Raw genomic sequence first — 18,606 nt, 5'->3', positions numbered from 1 at the left:
CATGGCGCCGCCCTGGCGTCTTTCAGTAAGCGGCCGCGCCGGCCCAGCCATGCAGGGCGGTGCGAAGAATGATGCGAAGGTCGAGCTGGAATGACCAGTGCTGGATGTAATAGATGTCGAATTCGATGCGGCGGCGCATCTTCTCGACGGTATCGGTCTGGCCGCGCAGGCCATTGATCTGCGCCCAGCCGGTAATGCCGGGCTTGACGCGGTGGCGCAGCATGTAGCGATCGATCAGCTCGCGGTAGATCTCGTTGTGCTCCATCGCGTGCGGACGCGGACCTACCACGGACATCTCGCCGCGCAGCACGTTGAAGAACTGGGGCAACTCGTCGAGGCTCGTGCGCCGCAGGAAGGCGCCGATACGCGTGACGCGCGCGTCGCCGCGGCAGGCCTGCGTCACGCCCGTATCCTGATGCAGCTTCATCGTGCGGAACTTGTACACATGGAACTGCCGGCCATCGATGCCGAGGCGCAGCTGGCGGAACAGCACGGGGCCTGGGGACGACAGCTTCACGAGCACGGCGATCACCAGCATGATCGGCGACAGCCCCAGAATCGCGGCCGCCGCAAACACACGGTCGAAGCTCGCCTTGAGCACGCCCGTGATGCCGGAGACTGGCGGCGCGTTCAGGTCGATCACGGGCAGTCCCATGAAGTCGCTGAAGCGGTGGCCCAGCAGTTCGACCGATGCGACGTCGGGCACCCATCGGATATCGATCAATTCGTTCCGGAACTGGCGCACGACGTCGGACAGGTCGCGGCAGGCGGCCATCGGCAGCGTCAGCCAGATTTCACGCACACCCTCGCTGTGCACGAACTGATTGACGTCATCCATCGTGCGCAGCGTTGCAACATTGGCGGGAATCGACTGCGAAGCTTCATCGTAGATGCCCACGACGCGATAGCCCGCCGCGCGAATCTGCTGCACACGCAGGTACATCTCGCGGCCGAGCGGTCCATAGCCGAAGATGAGCACACGCTTGGCGTTGATACCCTGCTCGCGCACATTGGCGAGCATGCGGAACATGATGACGCGCGCGATCAGCAGCGCGGTGGTCGAGGTGAGGAACCATCCCATCGACCAGATCCGCGACACGTGCCCAATCTGATGGATCAGGAACGCGCCCATCAGGGCCGTGAGAAACACCGTCGCCCACGCCGCGCCCGTGCGCAAGGCGAGTACCGCCTGGCTGCGGCCGCGCCAGGAGTCGTAGAGACCGAACGCCGGGAACACCACGAGCGCGCCGAGCGCGCACAGCATGGTGAGAAAACCGTGGACGGGGTTAGCCTGCTGCAGGCCGCCCGGGAAATGCAGCTCGCCCACGATGACGCCGCTCATTGCGATCAGGAACGCATCGCAAAGTCTGTAGAGGTAGTGAAGCGCTGTACGCCGCTCGGCGGCAACATTCCAGTTCGATGCCATGACCGCTCCCAAACCCTTTCGGGATTTCTATCTGGGTCATGGTTGCGCACGCGTCGCGGAGCGTCTGTTAGGGGGCGCACACACGTTCCTGGGCGGGGAGCGCTCCCGATCAAAGCTGCGAGGACCACTCGCCCCGCTCGTAGGGTCGATCGCGTCCGGAGAGGAACGTGGCGAGGTCCTGCACCCATTCGTGCGTGACACCGGCCACGCGGCCGACGGGAAGAATCAGCAGCGTGCCGAGCGCCGCGGAGACGAGCGCCATCGTCACCGCGCCGCGCGGCACGCCCCGCCGCAGAATGAACGGCAGGCTGACGCAGAAGCCGATCGCGAGCCCGCTCGCCACCTCCGATACCGAATGCGCCTGGAGCATGAGCCGAGACAGGCCCACCGCGAGCGCGGCGAGCACACCGGCGAGCGCGGCCAGCACGCCCAGCGCCGGGCGACCCGCGGGCACCATCAGGTACAGCAGCACGGGCAGGATCGACGCGGCCATCATCGCGTGCCCGGAGAATCCGGTGAAGTTCATGCGCGCGCTGCCAATGCCCCATCCCATAAAGGCGAGCTTGGAGATCAGCACCAATGCCGCGGTTACGGAGAACGCGAGCAGCCAATGACGAGCGACGTCGCCCGCGCCACGCCATCGCAGCCATCCGTAGAGGAACGCCGCGCATGGGATGAGAAACGCGGACTCGCCAAAGAAGGAAACCAGATGCCAATTCATGTCGGGTTCAATACGTTCATGTGATGGCGCGGTGGGGATGAGATGCCCGCCGCGCATGCGTCTTCTGGTTGATGGAGCGGCCAGAATGGATTCGATATGCTCAAGGTAATGTCCGCCCATTCCACATGGACGGACATTTCAAAGCCCGCATGGTCCCCCGGTCGGCGGGCTTCTTTTTTGGTACGCGCTCAAGGCGCCGGGGTATCGTAACGCGGCGGGATATCGGCGGACGAGGAGCCGTTGGAAGACGATGCGCACTCGGCCGTCTGCGGAGGTATCGGCGAACGAGGGGACCACGTCAGGATCATCGCGCGGGCGCGCTCCACATGACGGCTCGCCTCGCGCTCACCGATCTCGCAGGCCGCGACGATCGCCGCCGCCTCGGTCGGAAAACGTCGCCCGTGCAGTTCGCCCCGATATAACAACAGCGGCTCGCCACTGACGATGGCGAGCCGTATCTCGTAGCAACATGCCCATTTTCCCCGGCCCTCGCGCACGGCAAAGCCGTGGATGACCAGGATATCCAAACCGCGTTCCATACGACCCCCTGCATCCCGCGTCGGCTGGCCTGTGCACCAGCTTCTTACGTCGGGCGCATTCAGCATAGCCCGTCAGCGGGTCAGGCGCCTTCATCCCATCGCAGTAGTACCGTCCGCGCCGCCGGCTTGTACGCTGCCGATGGATGAGTGGAGAACCGGGGGTGGATCAGCCGGACGGTTGTGCCCACGCAGCACCGTCAGCGCCGAGCGCGGGAAACACTGTCCCCCGGCCCATGCGAGAGAAGCCGCCGCGCAGACGAGTTCCACTGGCGCCGGGACGGCAAGGCAGCCGCTTGCGCCGAGGCGCGCGGCGTGGACCATCAGCTCCGCGTCCAGCGCGTCAGAGAGCACCAGCCATCGGCGTGGCGCCAGCCGCTCCCGCACGCGATCAAGCAGCGTGCGCGGGTCTTCGTACGCGCCGCTGCAGTCGACCAGCGCAATATCGGCGGGACCGCCGGCGGAGACCGCGTCGTCCTGCGTCTCATCGTCGAGCCAGTCGGGGGTGCGCCACAGGACAGGCATGGGCAGGTCCTGTCCTTCCATGCGGCGCGCCAGGATACGGCACATCATCTCGTTGCTGGCGATCAGGTAGGTCGTCATCGAGCATTCGGCAGGGTGGAATGGCGTGGCTGGGTGCGCCCTGTCATTCCCCGTTCATGATCGGCATCCGGATATCGGCGTGCGGCATGGCGTATCGGATCGTGCCGGGTTGAGGCCAACCGTTCTACTTCTGGGCCTTCTTCTATCGCGCGTCGTGCATATTGAGAAGCTAGCAACGTAAGCACGCCGCCGCCTCATGCAAACGGATGAGACGGCGGCGCAGGATGATGTAGACAGGCGAGCGCGCGCTGCATGCGCGCGCCGGTGCTTCACGCGGCGTCAGGCCGCTTCGCATGCCTCCCGCAGTGGCATGGACGCCGTCGCGGGACGCGCGGTGACGGACGGTCCCGGCCAGTTCAGCGTGGCGCCGCGCTGCAGCGCGACGTACACGGCCTCGCCCTTGTTGCGCACATGCAGGCGCTGATACAGCGTGCAGGCATGCGTCTTGGCGGTGGCCACCGAGATGTTCAGCAGCCGGCTCACCGTCTTGATCGGATAGCCGCGCGCGAGCAGCGCCAGCACTTCATATTGCCGCTCGGTGATATTGAGCAGGTGCGCACCGGCTGCCGGGGTTTCTGGCGGTGCCGAGGCGGCCCGGCCATGCGCTTCCGCGACCGGCAGTTCGCCAGGTACGGTGCTCATGCTGTGCAGCGGCACGACGATGGGCGCCGACGGATAGCCCGATGGATGGCCCGACGGATAGCGCGGCTCGGAAACAGGCATCTGGCGCGACGGCGCGCCCGCGCCAAACGGGCTGGCGTGCTGCACGGCCGGCTGACTTGCCTGGAGGTCGCCCCAGCGCATCGCCGGTAGTTGCGATGGGAAACACTCGCCGCCCGCCAGCACAAGCCGGATCGCGGCTTCGAGCGCGTCGGCGCTGCACGCCTTGGCGAGCAGTCCGCGCACGGGTTCCGGCAGACCGCCCTCCGGCAACACCGGCGGTACGTGTTCGGCCAGCACGAGGACGCGCTGCGGCGAAAGCTGGCGGCAATACGTCCCCAGCGTTTCCCAGCCAGCGGCCGCATCGGTCGGCAGCCCGTAAATCAGCAGATCCGCATGGCTGGTCCAGGGATCGGGATCGGCCAGTACGGCCGGGTCGACGTCGATCAGATCGCCGGGCATGTGCGCCTGTGCAAGGAGGTGGCGCAGTCCCAGACGTAACAGCGGGTGAGGCTCAAGCAAGAGGATGGTGGCCATGGCCGCTCTCTCTTATTATTGGCGCGACCCCGGTTGCGACGGACCGTGTACGCGCTGATTGGAAATGCTCCGCTTATATCGTGGCTGCAGTTCCATACGGTCTGGCGACTCCTCCTTGGTCCATGCAGCGCGTCCTGTCCTGGCTCTCTCGCTGCTGGATCCTCCCTCAAGGATGCCCGACCGCCCCGTTTGCGTCATGACGACGCGTTAGATACTTCTGAATTCAGATTCAAAATTTATCTAATTCTGGGTTCAGCATAGGTATCGTCCACTTCAATTGCAAGCGTATGCTGCAGCGCAACAGGGTAAGTCCTTAAATGTATGGCGAAGATTTCCGCCGATATGGGATCTTCGGGGCACATATATGCGGTTTATTCGGGTCGATCTCCCGCTTCAGTGGGGTCAATGTTTGGTGTGACGTGGTTCGGACACACGCCGATGCGGTCAAAGTGTTGGCTTTTGCACAGAAAATAATTTACATTGCTTTTTGTGATGCAAAAGCGCCCGGATCGGTTCGACGGTCGGGTATTTTGGTTATAGATCAGTCACTTAGGTGATCTTTGGGCGACTGCGGATGAGTGAGGATCGGGACACCCTGGCGGCGACAAAACTGACGCGGACCGAATTTGCCGTGGTCCGCGCCTACGCACAGGGCATGCGCCCCGTGGATATCGCGAACCGGTATCTGGTCGATCCCGACGACGACGACGTGCTGACCGAGGCTCAGGCCATCGTCCGGATTCTCGCGCTGCGGGACCGCCTCGTCCAATTTGCGCTGCAACACGACCGGCCCGATATCGCCGACATGTTCGAGGCGCTCCGTGGTCGCTCCGACGTCGGCATGACACGACGCGTCGACGCGCTCTCGTCGCTCGAGCAGCTCGGGCAGGGCCGCCCGCAACAGACGCACGAAGTGGGCCTCTGGTTCGGCCCCAGCCTCGCCCGCCGGCTCACCGCAGCCGGACTCCTGCGCATCGCGGACCTGACGGCACTGGCAAATCGCCGGGGCAGCAGTTGGTGGCGGGCGGTGCCCCGCCTCGGGCCGAAGTCCGCGGACACCATTACCCGCTGGCTGATCCAGCAGGGCTCGTTCGACGGCCCGCGGTCGGTCGGTTGGGTACGCCCTTATGTCAAGCCCCCGCTCTCCGCCCCGCCTCGTAAGCCATTACGTGGGATGCCGCTCGCGCGGGGCATGGCTTACCCCGTCCCCCTGGAACATATGCGTCCGGCGGTTCATATGTCTCAAGAAGCACTTTATGCCGATGTGCAATGGGTGCGGCAATGGCTCGCGCGTCCCGGATTGCAGCCGCATACCTTCAAAAGCTATCGCCGGGAGGCGGAGCGGCTGTTGCTGTGGCTGGCCTCGCAGGGCCGGACGCTGGCGGGCATCGATAGCGAAATGCTCATCCGCTATGCCGCCTTCCTGCAAGACCCGCAGCCCGCAGCCTTCTGGTGCGGGCCCGCCGGTGCGCGCGACGCCGAGTATTGGCGGCCTTTCGAAGGGCCGCTGAGTCCGGCCTCGCAACAGGCAGCGCTGCGCGTGGTCCGCGCGCTCACCCGCGCCGCTTATCGGGACGGCCGGGTCGCCGTGCAGCCATCGCCTCCCGCGACACCATCGGCAACGCCACGGGCAACCGCGCACCGTAAGCCCAATGACGACGGCGAAGAGGAAAGCGGGAGCGCATTGCTCACCGCGCAAACGATCGCGGAATTTCTCGATTGGCTGGTGCGGCAGGCGGATGTGTCCGGGCGGGCCGCACCGTGCGACCCGCTGCTGGCGGATCGCCGGCGCGTGGCCCTCGTCGCCGCGCATCTGGTACGCCACGGTGCCAGGCTTGGTGACATTGCCGCCTGGCGCTGCCGGGATTCCGTACCTGTTTCCGACGATACCGAATCGGCCGTCGGTGGAGCGCTGGCCGCGCATTGGAACGCCCGGGGCATCGATGCGCGGACCATGCCGGAGGCGCCCTTGCTCGCACCGCTGCATGTTCCCCATACCGGCCGCGCCGCCGCCCGGCACGCCGCCGGATCGCTCAACGGCTACTCGCCAAGTGGGCTGGACCAGTTGCTGCGCGGCGCGTGGAAGGACTACGCGCGGGAGTGCGGTGGCCCGCAGCCGCCGTTCACGCCCCGGAAATTGCGTCTCGGGCGCGTCGGCGACTGAGGCCCAGGTCGGTCAAAGCAAGGTCTTGTCCAGCCCGAAGCGCGTCTTGAGCAATTCGACGAGGTCTTCGCGCGCATTGCGATCGGCCAGCTGGACGTCGAGCATCACGCGTCCCGAATCCCATTCCTTGATCGTGCCCAGCAGTTGCCCGGCTTCGGTCCGGATCTTGTACTGGCGGCTGATTTCCTTCACCTTGCGCGGCTTGCCTTCCTGAGCCTGCTTGCGGATGGCCTCCACCTCGCGGCTCGACAGCCCGTCGGTCAGGATGCGGCTGACGAGCTCGCGCGTCCTGTCTTCGCCCGCCAGTTTGAAGTACAGCGTCAATTCATAACCGGCCGCGATACCGATTGCGCTCGGCCTCTCGCGCATGGCCGCGATCACCGAGTCCGGGAGCTTCAGCAGTGCGAGCGTCTTGTTGACGGTCCCTGCCGACATCCCGGTCAGCTCGCAAATCTCCTCTTCCTTCTGCACCTTGCCCTCGTCCAGTAACTGGCGCCAGGCGATGGCGTTATCGAGCGCCGACTGATCCGAGCGCTGCTCGTTCATGAGGAACGACAGGCGGTAGAAATCCAGATCGCTGAGATCGCTCTCGATGAAGCATTCCATGTCGAGCTTGCCCGCCGACGCCAGCGCGCGCTTGCGGTAATGCCCATCGATCAGGATGTAATGACCCGGCCGGGCCGGGTCCGGTGCCGCGAGACCGGGCGTCTTCTGACCATGCGTGGCGATCGACGCGGCGCGCTCCTGCACGACGGCGGGGTCATAGATGCGCCGGGCATTGAGCGGGTTGTCGTGCAGATTCGCGAGGGGAATCCGGATCAGTTGCCGTCCGCTTTCCGCGCCATCCGCACTTTCAGCGCTGAAAGCTGCGCTACTGTCTCCGGGCTGACGCCCCTGCAAGAGGCCATTCGGGTGGCGCGAGATTGCAGCCTCGGCACGTGCAAACCGGTCAATCGTGTCACTGCGCGTCTTCTCCGCAGCCATGCCGGCGAGCATGCCAGCTTTCAAACTTTTCAATTTCGTGGCCATACGTATTACTCAATCAGCGACAGGACCTCGTCGACCATCATGTCAACCTCCTGGACAGCCTCGCGCGCGCCCTGCACACCGTGCACCGTACAGCCGATCGCCTGGCACTCCCGGAACGCCGATCGGGATCCGATCATCGCGTTCAGGAGCGGGACGTCCCCGTCATCGCCAAGAATCTCGATGGCCTGACGCGCGATGGAGACGCGCCGCTGCACCATGTTGGCCATAACGCGGATCTGCAGCGTTTCGTTCTGGACCTGCGCGTGTTGTGCGAGCGTCTTGGCTGCCACCGCCGCCCACAAGTCCGGGGGCGAGGGGACGACGGGAATAATGGCGAGATCCGAGATCAGCAGCGCGCTGGATGGGGCGGCCGAATGCACCGCCGGCGGACAATCGACGAGGATGTAATCGTAGTCGTGGATAAATTTGCGCACTTCACGGTGCATTGCACCGCCCGAAGGGGCCAGCCCAATGACGGAGGCGGGAAACGGCCGATCATCGGTGGCTTGAGCCGCCCATCGCGTCGCTGTCCCCTGCTCGTCCATATCCACGAGCATCGATCGCGCGCCGCGCAAGCCCAGCGTTCCAGCCAGATGCATGCTGACCGTGGTCTTGCCGCAACCGCCCTTCTGGTTGAAGACGGTGATGATTTTTGCTGCCACTTCAGCCTCTCTCTCGATCGTTGGCGCTTTTTCGGCGCCCTGGTTTCAACGCCAGACTTTCAGCGCTGAAAGCGCGTTGGGCGATCCACTGACAAGACGCAACTGTAGCCAAATTAGACTGGCTATTCAACCGCATTTCAATTATTCAAATAATTATCCGAAGTGCCGGGTACCATCCGCACTAAAACGTGAGACAACGCACAGGGTGTGGAATCTTCGGGATTCTTCTGCTTGAAAAGAGACATGCAATCCGCCTAAAGTAAAGGCAGTGCGCATTACCCCGCACATGACACAGCAGAACAAACTGGTTATGATGCGCGCTACAGTCGAGTCAAGTCGTGTCAACCTCGTCGACTTCCGTTCGGTATCTACGAGACCTCAACGTGCTTGAACGGTTGTTTGCGTTGTGTACAAGAACTTGCTTCGAAAGGAAATTCCTATGGCAACCGGTACGGTCAAGTGGTTCAACGAGACCAAAGGCTTTGGCTTTATCACCCCGGACGACGGCGGTGCCGATCTGTTCGCGCACTTCTCCGAAATCCAGGGTTCGGGCTTCAAGACCCTGAAGGACGGTCAACGTGTCACGTTTGAAGTCAAGCAAGGTCCTAAGGGCCTGCAGGCATCGGGCATCAAGCCCGCCTGAGCGCGACTCGCGTGGAAGTCCGCGGCAAGCTGTCAGTGCCGCGGCAGCAAAAAGGGCAAGCGAATCGCTTGCCCTTTTTCTTTTTCCGGCCGCTACGGTCCGGCGAATGACGCAAATCAGGCGAGCTTACGGACGCTGGTGCGTGACGGCTGCAGGATAAGGGCCTTCGAAGAGTCCGCATCGACCTTGGCGCCCGGATATACGACCAGCACGTCCTTGAGCGCCTTGCGGAAGAGCGCCCGGAACTTGCGCTCGCTCTCGGTTTCCGTGCCGAACTGCATCTGCAGGGCTTCCCATGGAATTTCCGTACGGCGCTGGATCGTGAAGAACCGGTACGTCAGCCACGAATAGACGTCGAGCGCGAACGGCGATTGCTTGAGGGCCTTCAACGCGCGCATGTCGACGGGCACCGGGCGGTTCACGAGCTCGTTGAAGAACGGCTCCGACAGCACGACAAAGCTTTCGAACATCGAGCCCTGCCCCGGTTGCATGGGATCCCACCAGGTCGACAGCTGATCGGCAAGCAGATAGCCCACGCGATCGATCGCCAGGGGCTCATGGTTGGGGTTCTGGTTCTGGCTCGGTGTGGACTTGTTCTGCACGATCGCAATCGTGGCGGAGAACAGCCGGATCATCTGCTGACGCACCAGCGTCATCGTGCCGCGCTTGCCGCCCGTGGCCATCGGAATGCCCAGGTTATACATGAACTCCGACAGCGAGTTGCCGAGCGAGATACGGCGATCCTCTACGGTGCCGGTGAACTCGCCCCGCTTCTTCTTGGCCATGATCTCCTTGCCGATCCAGGCCAGCATGAGGCGTGGATAGGACCCATACGGATAGCCGAGCGAGACGGTCTCGGAAACCAGCTTCTGCCGGCCATTGGACGCGCGTTCCGACCGCTGTTGCGTGAAGTAGCCCGGCTGGATCATCAGCGAGATGTTGCCGCTCGTGCGCGTCCAGACAGGTGGCGCGCCCTTGGGCGCGCGATACGGAAGCGTGACCTGCACGCTTGCACGACTCAGGAAGCCCACTTCCCCGCTTTGCCACGCGTCTTCGCGTTCCATGGCCTGGGCTTCGTCGAAGAGGCGCTGGAATTTTTCGGACGGAACCAGCGCGTTTTCGTTGCCGGGAACGATGATCCGGGACGGCTCGCGTTCCAGACCCAGGACGGAGCGATCCCCGACGGTATGGTCGCCGACGTGGTCCTTTTCAGTGGCAAGGGAGCGTTTGATGGCCATAAGGGACGTGCTTCAAGTTACCCGCCTTTGTACGCGAAGCGATTCTTCTTGTCACGCAGAAACAGGTACGCTGAGGTTTTTCCCGCAGGCCCGTTGTGTTGGGCTCATCGGGTCTCTCAATGGTGGCTGGATGGCGGGCACACGGTGGGCAACCCGTGAGGGTTGTCCACGGTTGGCTGCACATCAGCTACCAGTAAACGATACCGATACGGGTTAACTACTTGTAAACCGTATACGCGACGTATACGTGCCTGATTCCAAAGGCGAAAGTTGACCTGTCCGTACCCGATTCTGCGCGCGTCCGTACTCGTTTCTGCGTAGGCCCGAACCCGAATCTGCGCCGGGCCGAACCCGTTTCAGCGCCCGGCACGAACCCGATTCAGCGGGGATAACTCTGTGATTCCACAGGCTTTTCCACAGTTTCCCGCGCGAAAGCGTACCCGTTTCTGCGCAGTCGATCGGATGCCGGAGCGCCGTCCGCCTTCGTGCCGCGCGGAATCCGGTTATCCACGCAGAATCGAGTACGTTTTCGAGCCGTGCATCGCGCCCTTTTGGGCAAAGCGTACCTGTTTCTGCGCGAAATCCCCCGCAGGGCGTACCTACTTCTGCGTGCTGGAGGTTGAGGCCTGCCATGCACGTAGGACGTACCCATTTCTGCGGCGTACCTCTTTCTGCGAGATCGAGGCCCCAGGCGGCGCTCAAGCCGAAACGTACCCGTTTCTGCGCAACATTTCCCGGTGTGAAATTTGCAAAGCGTACCTACTTCTGCGTAGGTTTTCCGGGCGCTCCTTGCGCAGTCATCACGACGTATACGTATACGCGACGTTTCCAGCCGAGCCAGCGCTCACTGTATACGACCGTAAACCGGCGTCGTTCGCCCCGTGGCGTACCCGTTTCTGCGCAACGTTTACGTGTCGTCAGTCCGTATACGCTCGCGTATACATGGGGCGGTATCGCGCTGCGTACCCGATTCTGCGTGTTCCCACTGTGTGGCACGGATATCTGAAGCGTACCCGTTTCTGCGCGGACGTCGTCTGGCCGCGTGCTGGCCGCTGCGAGGGGAGCTTTCGTACCAAAATCTGCGTGGATAACGTTGCCCACAGCCTGCCCACAGCCGCGATCGCTTCGCACAACCGCAAAAGCGTACCCAATTCTGCGTGTCGCGCGGGTCACGGGCGTACCCGTTTCTGCTAGCGATATTTGTGGGGCAACAGGGCCGATGTGGCGTAGCGCCAACGCCCAACGCGCGGCATGGCGGCCAGGGCCGGCGTACCCGTTTCTGCGGGCGGCCAGATGGATATTCCTGCGGACGAAAAAAAACCCTGCCGCATCGGCAGGGTTTTCGTGTTCCACGGTGCCCGGCGGGCACCGAATGAACGATTTACAGCGGCGTGATGTTCGCGGCTTGCAGACCCTTCGGGCCGTTCTTGACTTCGAACGACACGCGCTGGTTTTCCTGCAGCGACTTGAAACCTTCCACGCGGACTTCCGAGAAGTGGGCGAACAGATCGTCGCCGCCGGCGTCCGGCTTGATGAAGCCGAAGCCCTTTGCGTCGTTGAACCACTTCACGATACCGGTTTGAGCGGACATGGTATTGCTTTCCAAATAAATAAATGAAGAAATCGATGGCGCATTTGCCACCGTACTGCCAACTCAAGGAAAGGACACCATGGACAACCGAAATACCAAGACGGTGGCAAACGAATGCGCTGTTGCCTCGTCGCTTGAATCTGCCGGGCATTTTATACGAGGGATGCCCGGGAGCGTCAAGGTAGGGTGATTCCCGACGTCACATGGTGCCGGCAGGCTCCGGCCATGGGATGATTGCGCCCTTTTCGTATCCGTGTGCACCTCGCCCGTGCGCACGTTCGTTGCTATTGTCACTGGGGCAGTGCAACGCAATCGTCACCATGCCGCGCCGAGCGGCCACCCACAAGAACCGGAGCCCTACCCATGCCACAATCCGCGCCCCCGACACAGGATGCGTCCACTGCGCCATCGTCCGCGATCGAACGATGGTTCCGGCTGCGCGAGCATGACACCAACGTCCGCACGGAGCTGCTCGCCGGGCTGACGACGTTCCTGACGATGGCGTACATCGTCTTCGTCAATCCGAGCATCCTCGGCGATGCCGGCGTGCCCAAGGATGCCGTGTTCGTCGCCACCTGCCTCGCCGCGGCGATCGGCACGCTCATCATGGGGCTGTACGCCAACTATCCGATCGGCATGGCGCCCGGCATGGGCCTCAACGCGTACTTCGCATACACGGTCGTCAAGGGGATGGGGCTCCCGTGGGAGGCCGCGCTCGGGGCGGTGTTCATCTCGGGATGCCTGTTCCTGGTCGTGACGCTGGTGCGCATTCGCGAGATGATCGTCAACGGCATCCCGCACGCGATCCGCGTCGCCATCACCGCGGGCATCGGCCTCTTCCTGGCGATCATCGCGCTGAAGAACGCCGGCATCATCACGGCGAATCCCGTGACGATGGTGACGCTGGGGGATCTGCACCAGCCGTCCGCCGTGCTCGCGATTGTCGGGTTCCTCGCAATCGTCGCGCTCGAGCGACTGCGCGTGAAGGGTGCAATCCTGATCGGCATCCTGTTCACGACGGTGCTGAGCTTCATCTTCGGTGGCAACGCGTTCCACGGTGTCGTGTCGATGCCGCCGTCGCTCGCGCCCACGTTGTTCAAGCTCGATATCTCGGGTGCGCTTTCCATCGGCATTATCAACGTGGTGCTCGTCTTCTTCCTCGTCGAATTGTTCGATGCGACGGGCACGCTGATGGGCGTGGCGAATCGCGCGGGGCTGCTCAAGGCCGGCAAGATGCATCGGCTCAACAAGGCCCTGATGGCGGACAGCACCGCGATCATGGCGGGTTCGCTGCTTGGCACGTCGTCTACCACGGCCTATATCGAGAGCGCCTCCGGCGTGCAGGCCGGCGGCCGCACGGGCTTGACGGCCGTCACCGTGGCCGCGCTGTTCCTTGCCTGCCTGTTCCTCGCGCCGCTTGCGGGCACCGTGCCCGCCTATGCGACGGCGCCCGCGCTGCTTTACGTCTCGTGCCTCATGTTGCGCGAACTCGTGGACATCGAATGGAATGACGTCACCGAGGCCGTGCCCGCCGTCCTGACGGCGCTGGGCATGCCATTCACGTATTCCGTCGCCAATGGCGTCGCGTTCGGCTTCATTACTTATGCGGCGCTCAAGTTGCTGACGGGCCGCGCGAGGGATGTGCCGGTCATCGTGTGGATCATCGCCCTGGTGTTCGTCTTCAAGTTCTACTACCTGCCGGGCCACTGACCCCAGCCGACCGGCGCGAGCGTACCCGTTTCTGCGCCAGTCACACGTGCCCCGCAAGCCACCGACCGTACCCGTTGCTGCGCCAAATGTGAGTGCTCATTTACCTTAAAGGCGAATACGGATGCGGCGTTTCGCTCTCATACAAAAGTATGAGATATGGCTGAAAGGGGGGTCTGCGGACTGGACAAACGGGCACAAATGCACTCAACTAGATGCGTGGCAGAGAAGGGCGCGTAAGAGCGCCCTTTCTTGACTCCGCACATGTCGCGCGGGTCTTTTCGGAATGGGGCAGACATTCCAACGCGTGGATAACACGACTCCGCCACGGAGATTGCGACATCCCAGATCGCGCGGAGACGCGATAGCCCACAAGAAAGCCAGAAAACCAGACAAGTCAGTGGTAGTCGCGACCGACCGCGCGAACCGACCGCGTGGACCGACCGGGTGAACGGGAGCGGGACGCGAGCATGCAGTGCCGGGGGTGTTGTTCAACGGGGAACAGATCATGACCGCAGGAGAGATCCGGCGTCCGGACATCGGGCCCATCAGTGAATCCGCCAACCAATCGATCCATCGCGCCTGGGCTGCGCTGGGAGAAGCCTCCGCCACGGCGGACGACATCGCTATAAGAGAACAAGGGCAGGACAACGGGCACGAGGAACACACGCTTGCCGATCTCGCGGCAATGCTCGCGGAAGAACCCGATCTGTCGCCACGCGTGCGCGGTGCCGTCGAAAGCCTGCTGAATCGCCACCGGCTCCTCGCCGTCGAAGTCGTGCGCCAGCGCAAGCTGCTGCAGGAATGGATCCTCAGCCAACTCACCTACAAGGCGCTGTATCTGCAGTACTCGGGCCAGACCCCCGAATCGCCGAGCGTGGAGCTCATGCGGGAAAAAGACATGGTCCGACGGCGCATCCGCGACCAGTTGCAATCGGGACGCGACTATCGGAGCGTCCTCGAAGAGCAATCCCGCAGTCCTTCCAGACCGTGATTCCCACGTTGCGCGCGGGGGCGCATCCCCCGCCGGCGGATACAGACATCGCCGCCGTCATCAACAAGAAGGCCAACGTCAGGGAGAACGTCATGGACCGACTGTGCAAGGCGTCGACACGCTCCGCACAGATCGTGCTCGTGTCGCGCTATGAGGATTTTGGTTTCAGCGCCAACCAGTTTGGCTCCGGATGGGAGATCCGGCGTGTCCAGCAGGTTCGCGATCTCGAACGCGTGGTGCGCGGGAGCGCGCCCATGGCCGGCATCATCGATCTGCAGGCTGCCTACACCGATGCGGAACTCACGCAGCTCGAGCAGGGCCTGCAGCATCTGCACGTGATGTGGGTGGCCATCACGTCGACCGTCATGCTCGAGGACGAGCGTGTGCGCCGGCTCATCCGCGACTACTGCGTGGACTACGTGCGCACGCCTTTCTCGTTCGACGAGCTGCTTTACACGCTCAAGCACGCGCACGGCATGGCATGCCTGCATGGCGCGCGCGTGGTCGAACACGCCTCGCATGGCCCGATGATCGGCGAATGCGGGGCCATGCGGATGATGTTCCGCTCGCTGGCGAAGGTGGCGCACAACGATGCGCCGGTCTTCATCTCCGGCGAGTCGGGTACGGGCAAGGAGCTCGCCGCGCAGGCCATCCACGAATCGTCGAATCGCCGCAAAGGGCCGTTCGTCGCCATCAACTGCGGTGCAATTCCATCGCACCTCGTGCAGTCGGAACTGTTCGGCTACGAGAAGGGCGCGTTTACCGGCGCGAACCAGCGCAAGATCGGCTGGATCGAGCAGGCACAGGGCGGCACACTGTTCCTCGACGAAATCGGCGACCTGCCGCTCGAGAGCCAGGTGGCGCTGCTGCGATTCCTGCAGCAGGGCACGATCACACGGCTCGGCGGACATCAGTCGATTCCGCTGGACCTGCGCATCATCTCGGCCACGCACGTGGACCTGGTGGCGGCGCAGGCCGACGGCCGGTTCCGCTCCGACCTGTTTCACCGTCTCTGCGTGCTTACGCTGACAATTCCGCCGTTGCGGGAGCGGGGCGAGGACATCCTGCTGCTCGCGAATGCCGTGCTCGCCGAACACGGTCACGAAGCGCATCGCCGCATTCGGGGATTCTCCGCATGCGCGACGCAGGCCATGATGCAGTACACATGGCCGGGGAATGTCCGCGAACTCATCAACCGGGTCCGGCGCGCGATCGTCATGACGGACAACCGCAAGATCACGGCGGAAGACCTGCAGTTGCACGGGGGTGCGGAGCTTCCGCGCAAGACGCTCGACGCGATTCGCGAGGAAGCCGAGCGCGAGGCCATCCGCACGGTCATGGCGAGCCACGGTTTCCATGTGGTGCCCGCCGCGCGCGAGCTCAACGTGTCGCGGGTCACCCTGTACCGCCTCATGCACAAGCACAATATCCGCGTGGATATGCAGGCGAGCGCGACGGCAGGCGAATAGCCGCCGCCCGCGCGGCGCTACCGGGAGGCCGGCGACGTCCGCTCGCCGGCCTCCCGTGTTACCCCTCGCCGTGCATTGCGGCGGCGGCGGGCTAGCGCTCGATCCCTCCCGGCCGCATCAGGCTTGCGGGCTCTCCCCCGGGCCCGGGCTCTTCCCCGAGCCGATAGGCAGGCCACTGCGCGGATGACTGTGCCGCGAGGTTCATGCTGATCTTGCCGCGCGGCTGGCGCGGCTGCGCGTTGTTCTGCGGGGCGAGCTGACCGGGCGGCAGGTCGCGCGGGTCCAGCACGCTCTCGCGCGCCTGACGGCCGTCCGACTGTGGCGGCGACTCGTCCCGGCCATATTTCACGTCTCCCCATGCCCAGCCGAAACTGCGCACATAGATGTCGTTGCTGACGGCTGCGTGGCTGTTCGGATTCACCGCGTCGCCGCGGTCGAAGTACGAATAGCTGCCCGCCAGCGCGGACGTGGCCGCGGTGGAGAGCAGGGCCAGCGCCGCGGCGGCAATCTTTCTGGCAATCATGATGGCTCCCTCCCTGGCTGGAAGAAGGTGCCCGCCGGGGGACGGAGCACATAAACAACGTGACGCGACATTCGCCGTGACGCTATTTCGCGGGACGCATGCGACTCGCGCGCGCGGCCGACATACGGCTGGATGCGGCACAGAAGGGCGACGGATGTCTCGGGGCATGTGGAAACGGCAGTAACGGCGGCGACAGCAGATCCTGTACCGACGGCGGCGGGCCGGCCAGTCGATAGGATCGCCTGCGGGCCGTCATGCGCGCGGGCGGATGACGCATGGCAGTGATCTCCTGCGTTCTAGTGATGTTGACTCGGACTTCTCCCGCCTATTGCAAAGCGACAAGCGTGCCAATGCGCGCAAGCGCTTATGGGGCGCGGCATTCTGGAAGCGGGGACGAGATTGCGGGGGTAAGGGAGCGGTTTCCCTCCGCGATCGGTTTCGCGCCTGTTACGCAAGTTGTCAAACGCCCGCCCAGGGTGTTCGCCCGATGAAAATACGCAAGTCCGCCGGCGCCTCCGCGCGCCAGCGACTCGGGTGGGAAGCAGGTGGCCACCGGCTGCAAGATTTAGCTGGGTGCGCCACCTTAAGTCCTCGCTGCCGTCACCCTTGTGGGCGCGCCGGGCAACACTTACAACAATAGTGGCCGCTCGCATCGCATCGGCTGTAGGGGCGAATGCGCGACGAGCGCGCGCGGGAGGCCGTGCATCCGGTTGCATTGCTGAAACAAGCGTTTGACGCAGAAACGGGTACGCAGGCTCCCGATGCCCGGCGGCGTGGGGCCGCCGGCGCGTGACCCGGAGGCGGGCGGCTAGCGCGGCGCGGCGGGTGCGCTGGCGGCCGGTGCCGGCGCGGTGCCGGAAATCGGTTTGGGGCCGGGGCCGGGGCCCGGCTGGCTCTTGTCGCAGCCGGCCAGCGCCAGCAGGCAGACCGCAAGCGCCAGGGACATCCGGCGTCCGGCATGAAGTGTGCAAGTCACGAAGATCTCCAGTGGGCGATCGGTGCCGATTGGCGGCACATGGATTCACTCTAGCAGGTCGCCCCGAAGCCGCCCGCCCCAGACTCGAATGGGCAGTATGATGAACGCAGGCATTTTTCCGGAACCGCATCTCGCATGGGACAGACTGATACGCCATCCTCGCCGCCGCCCTCGAACTCGACACCGTCGCCGCGCCGGGGCCGCTTGCTGCCCGACCGGCACACTGGCGCGCGGACCGTGCGCGTGGTCGTGGCTGCCGTGAAGGACTGGCTCGATCACCGCGCGGCCAGCAAGGGTGCCGCGCTGTCGTTCTACATGTTGTTCTCGCTGGCCCCGATCCTCGTGCTGGTGATCTCCATTGCCGGCCTGTTCTTCGGGGCCGAGGCCGCGCGTGGCGAGATCTTCGCGCAGATCAACGGGCTCGTCGGCGAGCAGGGCGCCGCCGCCATCCAGGGCATCCTGGCCGCGACGCATCGCGCGGGCGGGAGCGGCGTGGCGGCGATCATCGCCTTCGGCGTGCTGTTTGTCGGGGCGACGAGTGCCTTCGCCGAGCTCAAAAGCAGCCTCGACGATATCTGGAAGGCGCCGCCGCCGCCCGGCGCGAGCTGGAAGACGCTGGTGCGCGCGCGGCTGCTGTCCTTCAGCGTCGTGCTGGCGCTCGCGTTCATGCTGCTGGTGTCGCTGGTCGTGAACGCGGCGCTGGCGGTGCTCGATCGCTTCTGGGGCCAGATGTGGACGTCGTCCTGGTTCGCGCCCGTGGCCGACGCCATTTCCACGGCATTCTCGTTCACCGTCGTGACGATGCTGTTCGCCGTGATCTTCAAGATGCTGCCGAATGCCCGCATTGCCTGGCGCGACGTGATCATGGGCGCGATCATCACGGCGCTGCTGTTTTCGGTCGGCAAGCGCCTGATCGGCCTGTATCTCGGGAACAGCGCCGTGGCCTCGTCATATGGGGCGGCGGGTTCGGTCGTGGCGTTGATGCTGTGGATCTATTACTCGGCCCAGATCTTCTTTTTCGGGGCGGAGCTGACGCGGCAATATGCGCTGCAGTTTGGCAGCCTGCGGGGACAGGATCCATCGCATCCGGGGGCCGCCGCGCCCGTTGCGCCCGCGAACCGGTAAAA

At 64.1% G+C, this 18,606-nt stretch carries 17 protein-coding genes; 6 read left to right on the top strand and 11 right to left on the bottom strand.

Features of this window, described 5'->3' with window-relative positions:
• Nucleotides 1-22: 22 nt before the first annotated feature.
• The 5 genes from KHP16_RS19860 to KHP16_RS19840 form a co-directional block, all read right to left on the bottom strand.
• Nucleotides 23-1,426 (bottom strand): undecaprenyl-phosphate glucose phosphotransferase, encoded by a 1,404-nt coding sequence (locus tag KHP16_RS19860; RefSeq protein ID WP_115954947.1) that lies wholly within the window; start codon nucleotides 1,424-1,426, stop codon nucleotides 23-25.
• Nucleotides 1,427-1,535: 109 nt separating this feature from the next.
• Nucleotides 1,536-2,147 carry a phosphatase PAP2 family protein gene (locus KHP16_RS19855; protein ID WP_109584869.1) on the bottom strand — a complete coding sequence of 204 codons (612 nt, stop codon included), beginning with the start codon at nucleotides 2,145-2,147 and terminating at the stop codon, nucleotides 1,536-1,538.
• Between the two features lie 188 nt (nucleotides 2,148-2,335).
• Entirely contained in the window at nucleotides 2,336-2,686 is a 351-nt protein-coding gene (locus KHP16_RS19850) for a hypothetical protein (RefSeq protein WP_244214821.1), read from the bottom strand.
• A 90-nt stretch (nucleotides 2,687-2,776) separates the two neighbouring features.
• A complete protein-coding gene (locus KHP16_RS19845; RefSeq protein ID WP_244835891.1) occupies nucleotides 2,777-3,286 on the bottom strand; it encodes a DNA-binding response regulator in 510 nt (169 codons plus the stop codon).
• 279 nt (nucleotides 3,287-3,565) lie between these two features.
• Entirely contained in the window at nucleotides 3,566-4,483 is a 918-nt protein-coding gene (locus KHP16_RS19840) for a LuxR C-terminal-related transcriptional regulator (protein WP_109584770.1), read from the bottom strand.
• Nucleotides 4,484-5,057: 574 nt separating this feature from the next.
• Between KHP16_RS19840 and KHP16_RS19835 the strand changes: the two genes are divergently transcribed.
• A complete protein-coding gene (locus tag KHP16_RS19835; protein WP_211960950.1) occupies nucleotides 5,058-6,647 on the top strand; it encodes a phage integrase family protein in 1,590 nt (529 codons plus the stop codon).
• A 12-nt stretch (nucleotides 6,648-6,659) separates the two neighbouring features.
• Here KHP16_RS19835 and KHP16_RS19830 read toward each other — a convergent pair whose 3' ends face one another.
• Together KHP16_RS19830 and KHP16_RS19825 are read right to left on the bottom strand one after the other, a co-directional pair.
• Nucleotides 6,660-7,676: a ParB/RepB/Spo0J family partition protein gene (locus KHP16_RS19830; RefSeq protein WP_115954939.1), complete on the bottom strand. Its 1,017-nt coding sequence runs from the start codon at nucleotides 7,674-7,676 to the stop codon at nucleotides 6,660-6,662.
• 5 nt (nucleotides 7,677-7,681) lie between these two features.
• Nucleotides 7,682-8,338, bottom strand: a complete 657-nt coding sequence (locus KHP16_RS19825) for an AAA family ATPase (RefSeq protein ID WP_109584767.1) — start codon at nucleotides 8,336-8,338, stop codon at nucleotides 7,682-7,684.
• Nucleotides 8,339-8,777: 439 nt separating this feature from the next.
• Here KHP16_RS19825 and KHP16_RS19820 point away from each other — a divergent pair, with 439 nt between their 5' ends.
• On the top strand, nucleotides 8,778-8,981 hold the full coding sequence (locus KHP16_RS19820; RefSeq protein WP_029045138.1) for a cold-shock protein: 204 nt from the start codon (nucleotides 8,778-8,780) through the stop codon (nucleotides 8,979-8,981).
• 116 nt (nucleotides 8,982-9,097) lie between these two features.
• On the opposite strand, the gene KHP16_RS19815 is transcribed toward KHP16_RS19820, so the two are convergent.
• Nucleotides 9,098-10,219: a replication protein RepA gene (locus KHP16_RS19815; RefSeq protein ID WP_109584766.1), complete on the bottom strand. Its 1,122-nt coding sequence runs from the start codon at nucleotides 10,217-10,219 to the stop codon at nucleotides 9,098-9,100.
• 1,381 nt (nucleotides 10,220-11,600) lie between these two features.
• The gene (locus tag KHP16_RS19810; RefSeq protein ID WP_109584765.1) at nucleotides 11,601-11,810 is read right to left on the bottom strand and encodes a cold-shock protein; all 210 of its coding nucleotides are present in this window, start codon (nucleotides 11,808-11,810) and stop codon (nucleotides 11,601-11,603) included.
• A 363-nt stretch (nucleotides 11,811-12,173) separates the two neighbouring features.
• Between KHP16_RS19810 and KHP16_RS19805 the strand changes: the two genes are divergently transcribed.
• The 3 genes from KHP16_RS19805 (at nucleotide 12,174) to KHP16_RS19795 (ending at nucleotide 15,980) form a co-directional block, all read left to right on the top strand.
• A complete protein-coding gene (locus KHP16_RS19805; RefSeq protein ID WP_211960949.1) occupies nucleotides 12,174-13,520 on the top strand; it encodes an NCS2 family permease in 1,347 nt (448 codons plus the stop codon).
• A 505-nt stretch (nucleotides 13,521-14,025) separates the two neighbouring features.
• Nucleotides 14,026-14,511, top strand: a complete 486-nt coding sequence (locus KHP16_RS19800) for a hypothetical protein (protein WP_109584868.1) — start codon at nucleotides 14,026-14,028, stop codon at nucleotides 14,509-14,511.
• A gap of 92 nt (nucleotides 14,512-14,603) precedes the next feature.
• Entirely contained in the window at nucleotides 14,604-15,980 is a 1,377-nt protein-coding gene (locus KHP16_RS19795; RefSeq protein WP_109584867.1) for a sigma-54-dependent transcriptional regulator, read from the top strand.
• Between the two features lie 91 nt (nucleotides 15,981-16,071).
• Here KHP16_RS19795 and KHP16_RS28410 read toward each other — a convergent pair whose 3' ends face one another.
• Entirely contained in the window at nucleotides 16,072-16,503 is a 432-nt protein-coding gene (locus tag KHP16_RS28410) for a hypothetical protein (protein WP_244835890.1), read from the bottom strand.
• Between the two features lie 808 nt (nucleotides 16,504-17,311).
• Nucleotides 17,312-17,479: a hypothetical protein gene (locus tag KHP16_RS19785; protein WP_167468509.1), complete on the bottom strand. Its 168-nt coding sequence runs from the start codon at nucleotides 17,477-17,479 to the stop codon at nucleotides 17,312-17,314.
• Nucleotides 17,480-17,614: 135 nt separating this feature from the next.
• Between KHP16_RS19785 and KHP16_RS19780 the strand changes: the two genes are divergently transcribed.
• Nucleotides 17,615-18,604 carry a YihY/virulence factor BrkB family protein gene (locus tag KHP16_RS19780; protein WP_109584763.1) on the top strand — a complete coding sequence of 330 codons (990 nt, stop codon included), beginning with the start codon at nucleotides 17,615-17,617 and terminating at the stop codon, nucleotides 18,602-18,604.
• Nucleotides 18,605-18,606 lie beyond the last annotated feature (2 nt).

The organism is Cupriavidus plantarum (genome assembly GCF_905397285.1).
GTDB lineage: Bacteria > Pseudomonadota > Gammaproteobacteria > Burkholderiales > Burkholderiaceae > Cupriavidus > Cupriavidus plantarum.
Note: the sequence above shows the minus strand (reverse complement) of the source record. Positions and strands in the feature narration are given on the sequence as shown.

Excerpts from the sequence above, each read along its gene's own strand:
- KHP16_RS19860 (WP_115954947.1), bottom strand. The coding sequence starts at position 1,426 with ATGGCATCGAACTGGAATGTTGCCGCCGAGCGGCGTACAGCGCTTCAC.
- KHP16_RS19855 (WP_109584869.1), bottom strand. The coding sequence starts at position 2,147 with ATGAATTGGCATCTGGTTTCCTTCTTTGGCGAGTCCGCGTTTCTCATC.
- KHP16_RS19850 (WP_244214821.1), bottom strand. The coding sequence starts at position 2,686 with ATGGAACGCGGTTTGGATATCCTGGTCATCCACGGCTTTGCCGTGCGC.
- KHP16_RS19845 (WP_244835891.1), bottom strand. The coding sequence starts at position 3,286 with ATGACGACCTACCTGATCGCCAGCAACGAGATGATGTGCCGTATCCTG.
- KHP16_RS19840 (WP_109584770.1), bottom strand. The coding sequence starts at position 4,483 with ATGGCCACCATCCTCTTGCTTGAGCCTCACCCGCTGTTACGTCTGGGA.
- KHP16_RS19835 (WP_211960950.1), top strand. The coding sequence starts at position 5,058 with ATGAGTGAGGATCGGGACACCCTGGCGGCGACAAAACTGACGCGGACC.
- KHP16_RS19830 (WP_115954939.1), bottom strand. The coding sequence starts at position 7,676 with ATGGCCACGAAATTGAAAAGTTTGAAAGCTGGCATGCTCGCCGGCATG.
- KHP16_RS19820 (WP_029045138.1), top strand. The coding sequence starts at position 8,778 with ATGGCAACCGGTACGGTCAAGTGGTTCAACGAGACCAAAGGCTTTGGC.
- KHP16_RS19815 (WP_109584766.1), bottom strand. The coding sequence starts at position 10,219 with ATGGCCATCAAACGCTCCCTTGCCACTGAAAAGGACCACGTCGGCGAC.
- KHP16_RS19810 (WP_109584765.1), bottom strand. The coding sequence starts at position 11,810 with ATGTCCGCTCAAACCGGTATCGTGAAGTGGTTCAACGACGCAAAGGGC.
- KHP16_RS19805 (WP_211960949.1), top strand. The coding sequence starts at position 12,174 with ATGCCACAATCCGCGCCCCCGACACAGGATGCGTCCACTGCGCCATCG.
- KHP16_RS19800 (WP_109584868.1), top strand. The coding sequence starts at position 14,026 with ATGACCGCAGGAGAGATCCGGCGTCCGGACATCGGGCCCATCAGTGAA.
- KHP16_RS19795 (WP_109584867.1), top strand. The coding sequence starts at position 14,604 with ATGGACCGACTGTGCAAGGCGTCGACACGCTCCGCACAGATCGTGCTC.
- KHP16_RS28410 (WP_244835890.1), bottom strand. The coding sequence starts at position 16,503 with ATGATTGCCAGAAAGATTGCCGCCGCGGCGCTGGCCCTGCTCTCCACC.
- KHP16_RS19780 (WP_109584763.1), top strand. The coding sequence starts at position 17,615 with ATGGGACAGACTGATACGCCATCCTCGCCGCCGCCCTCGAACTCGACA.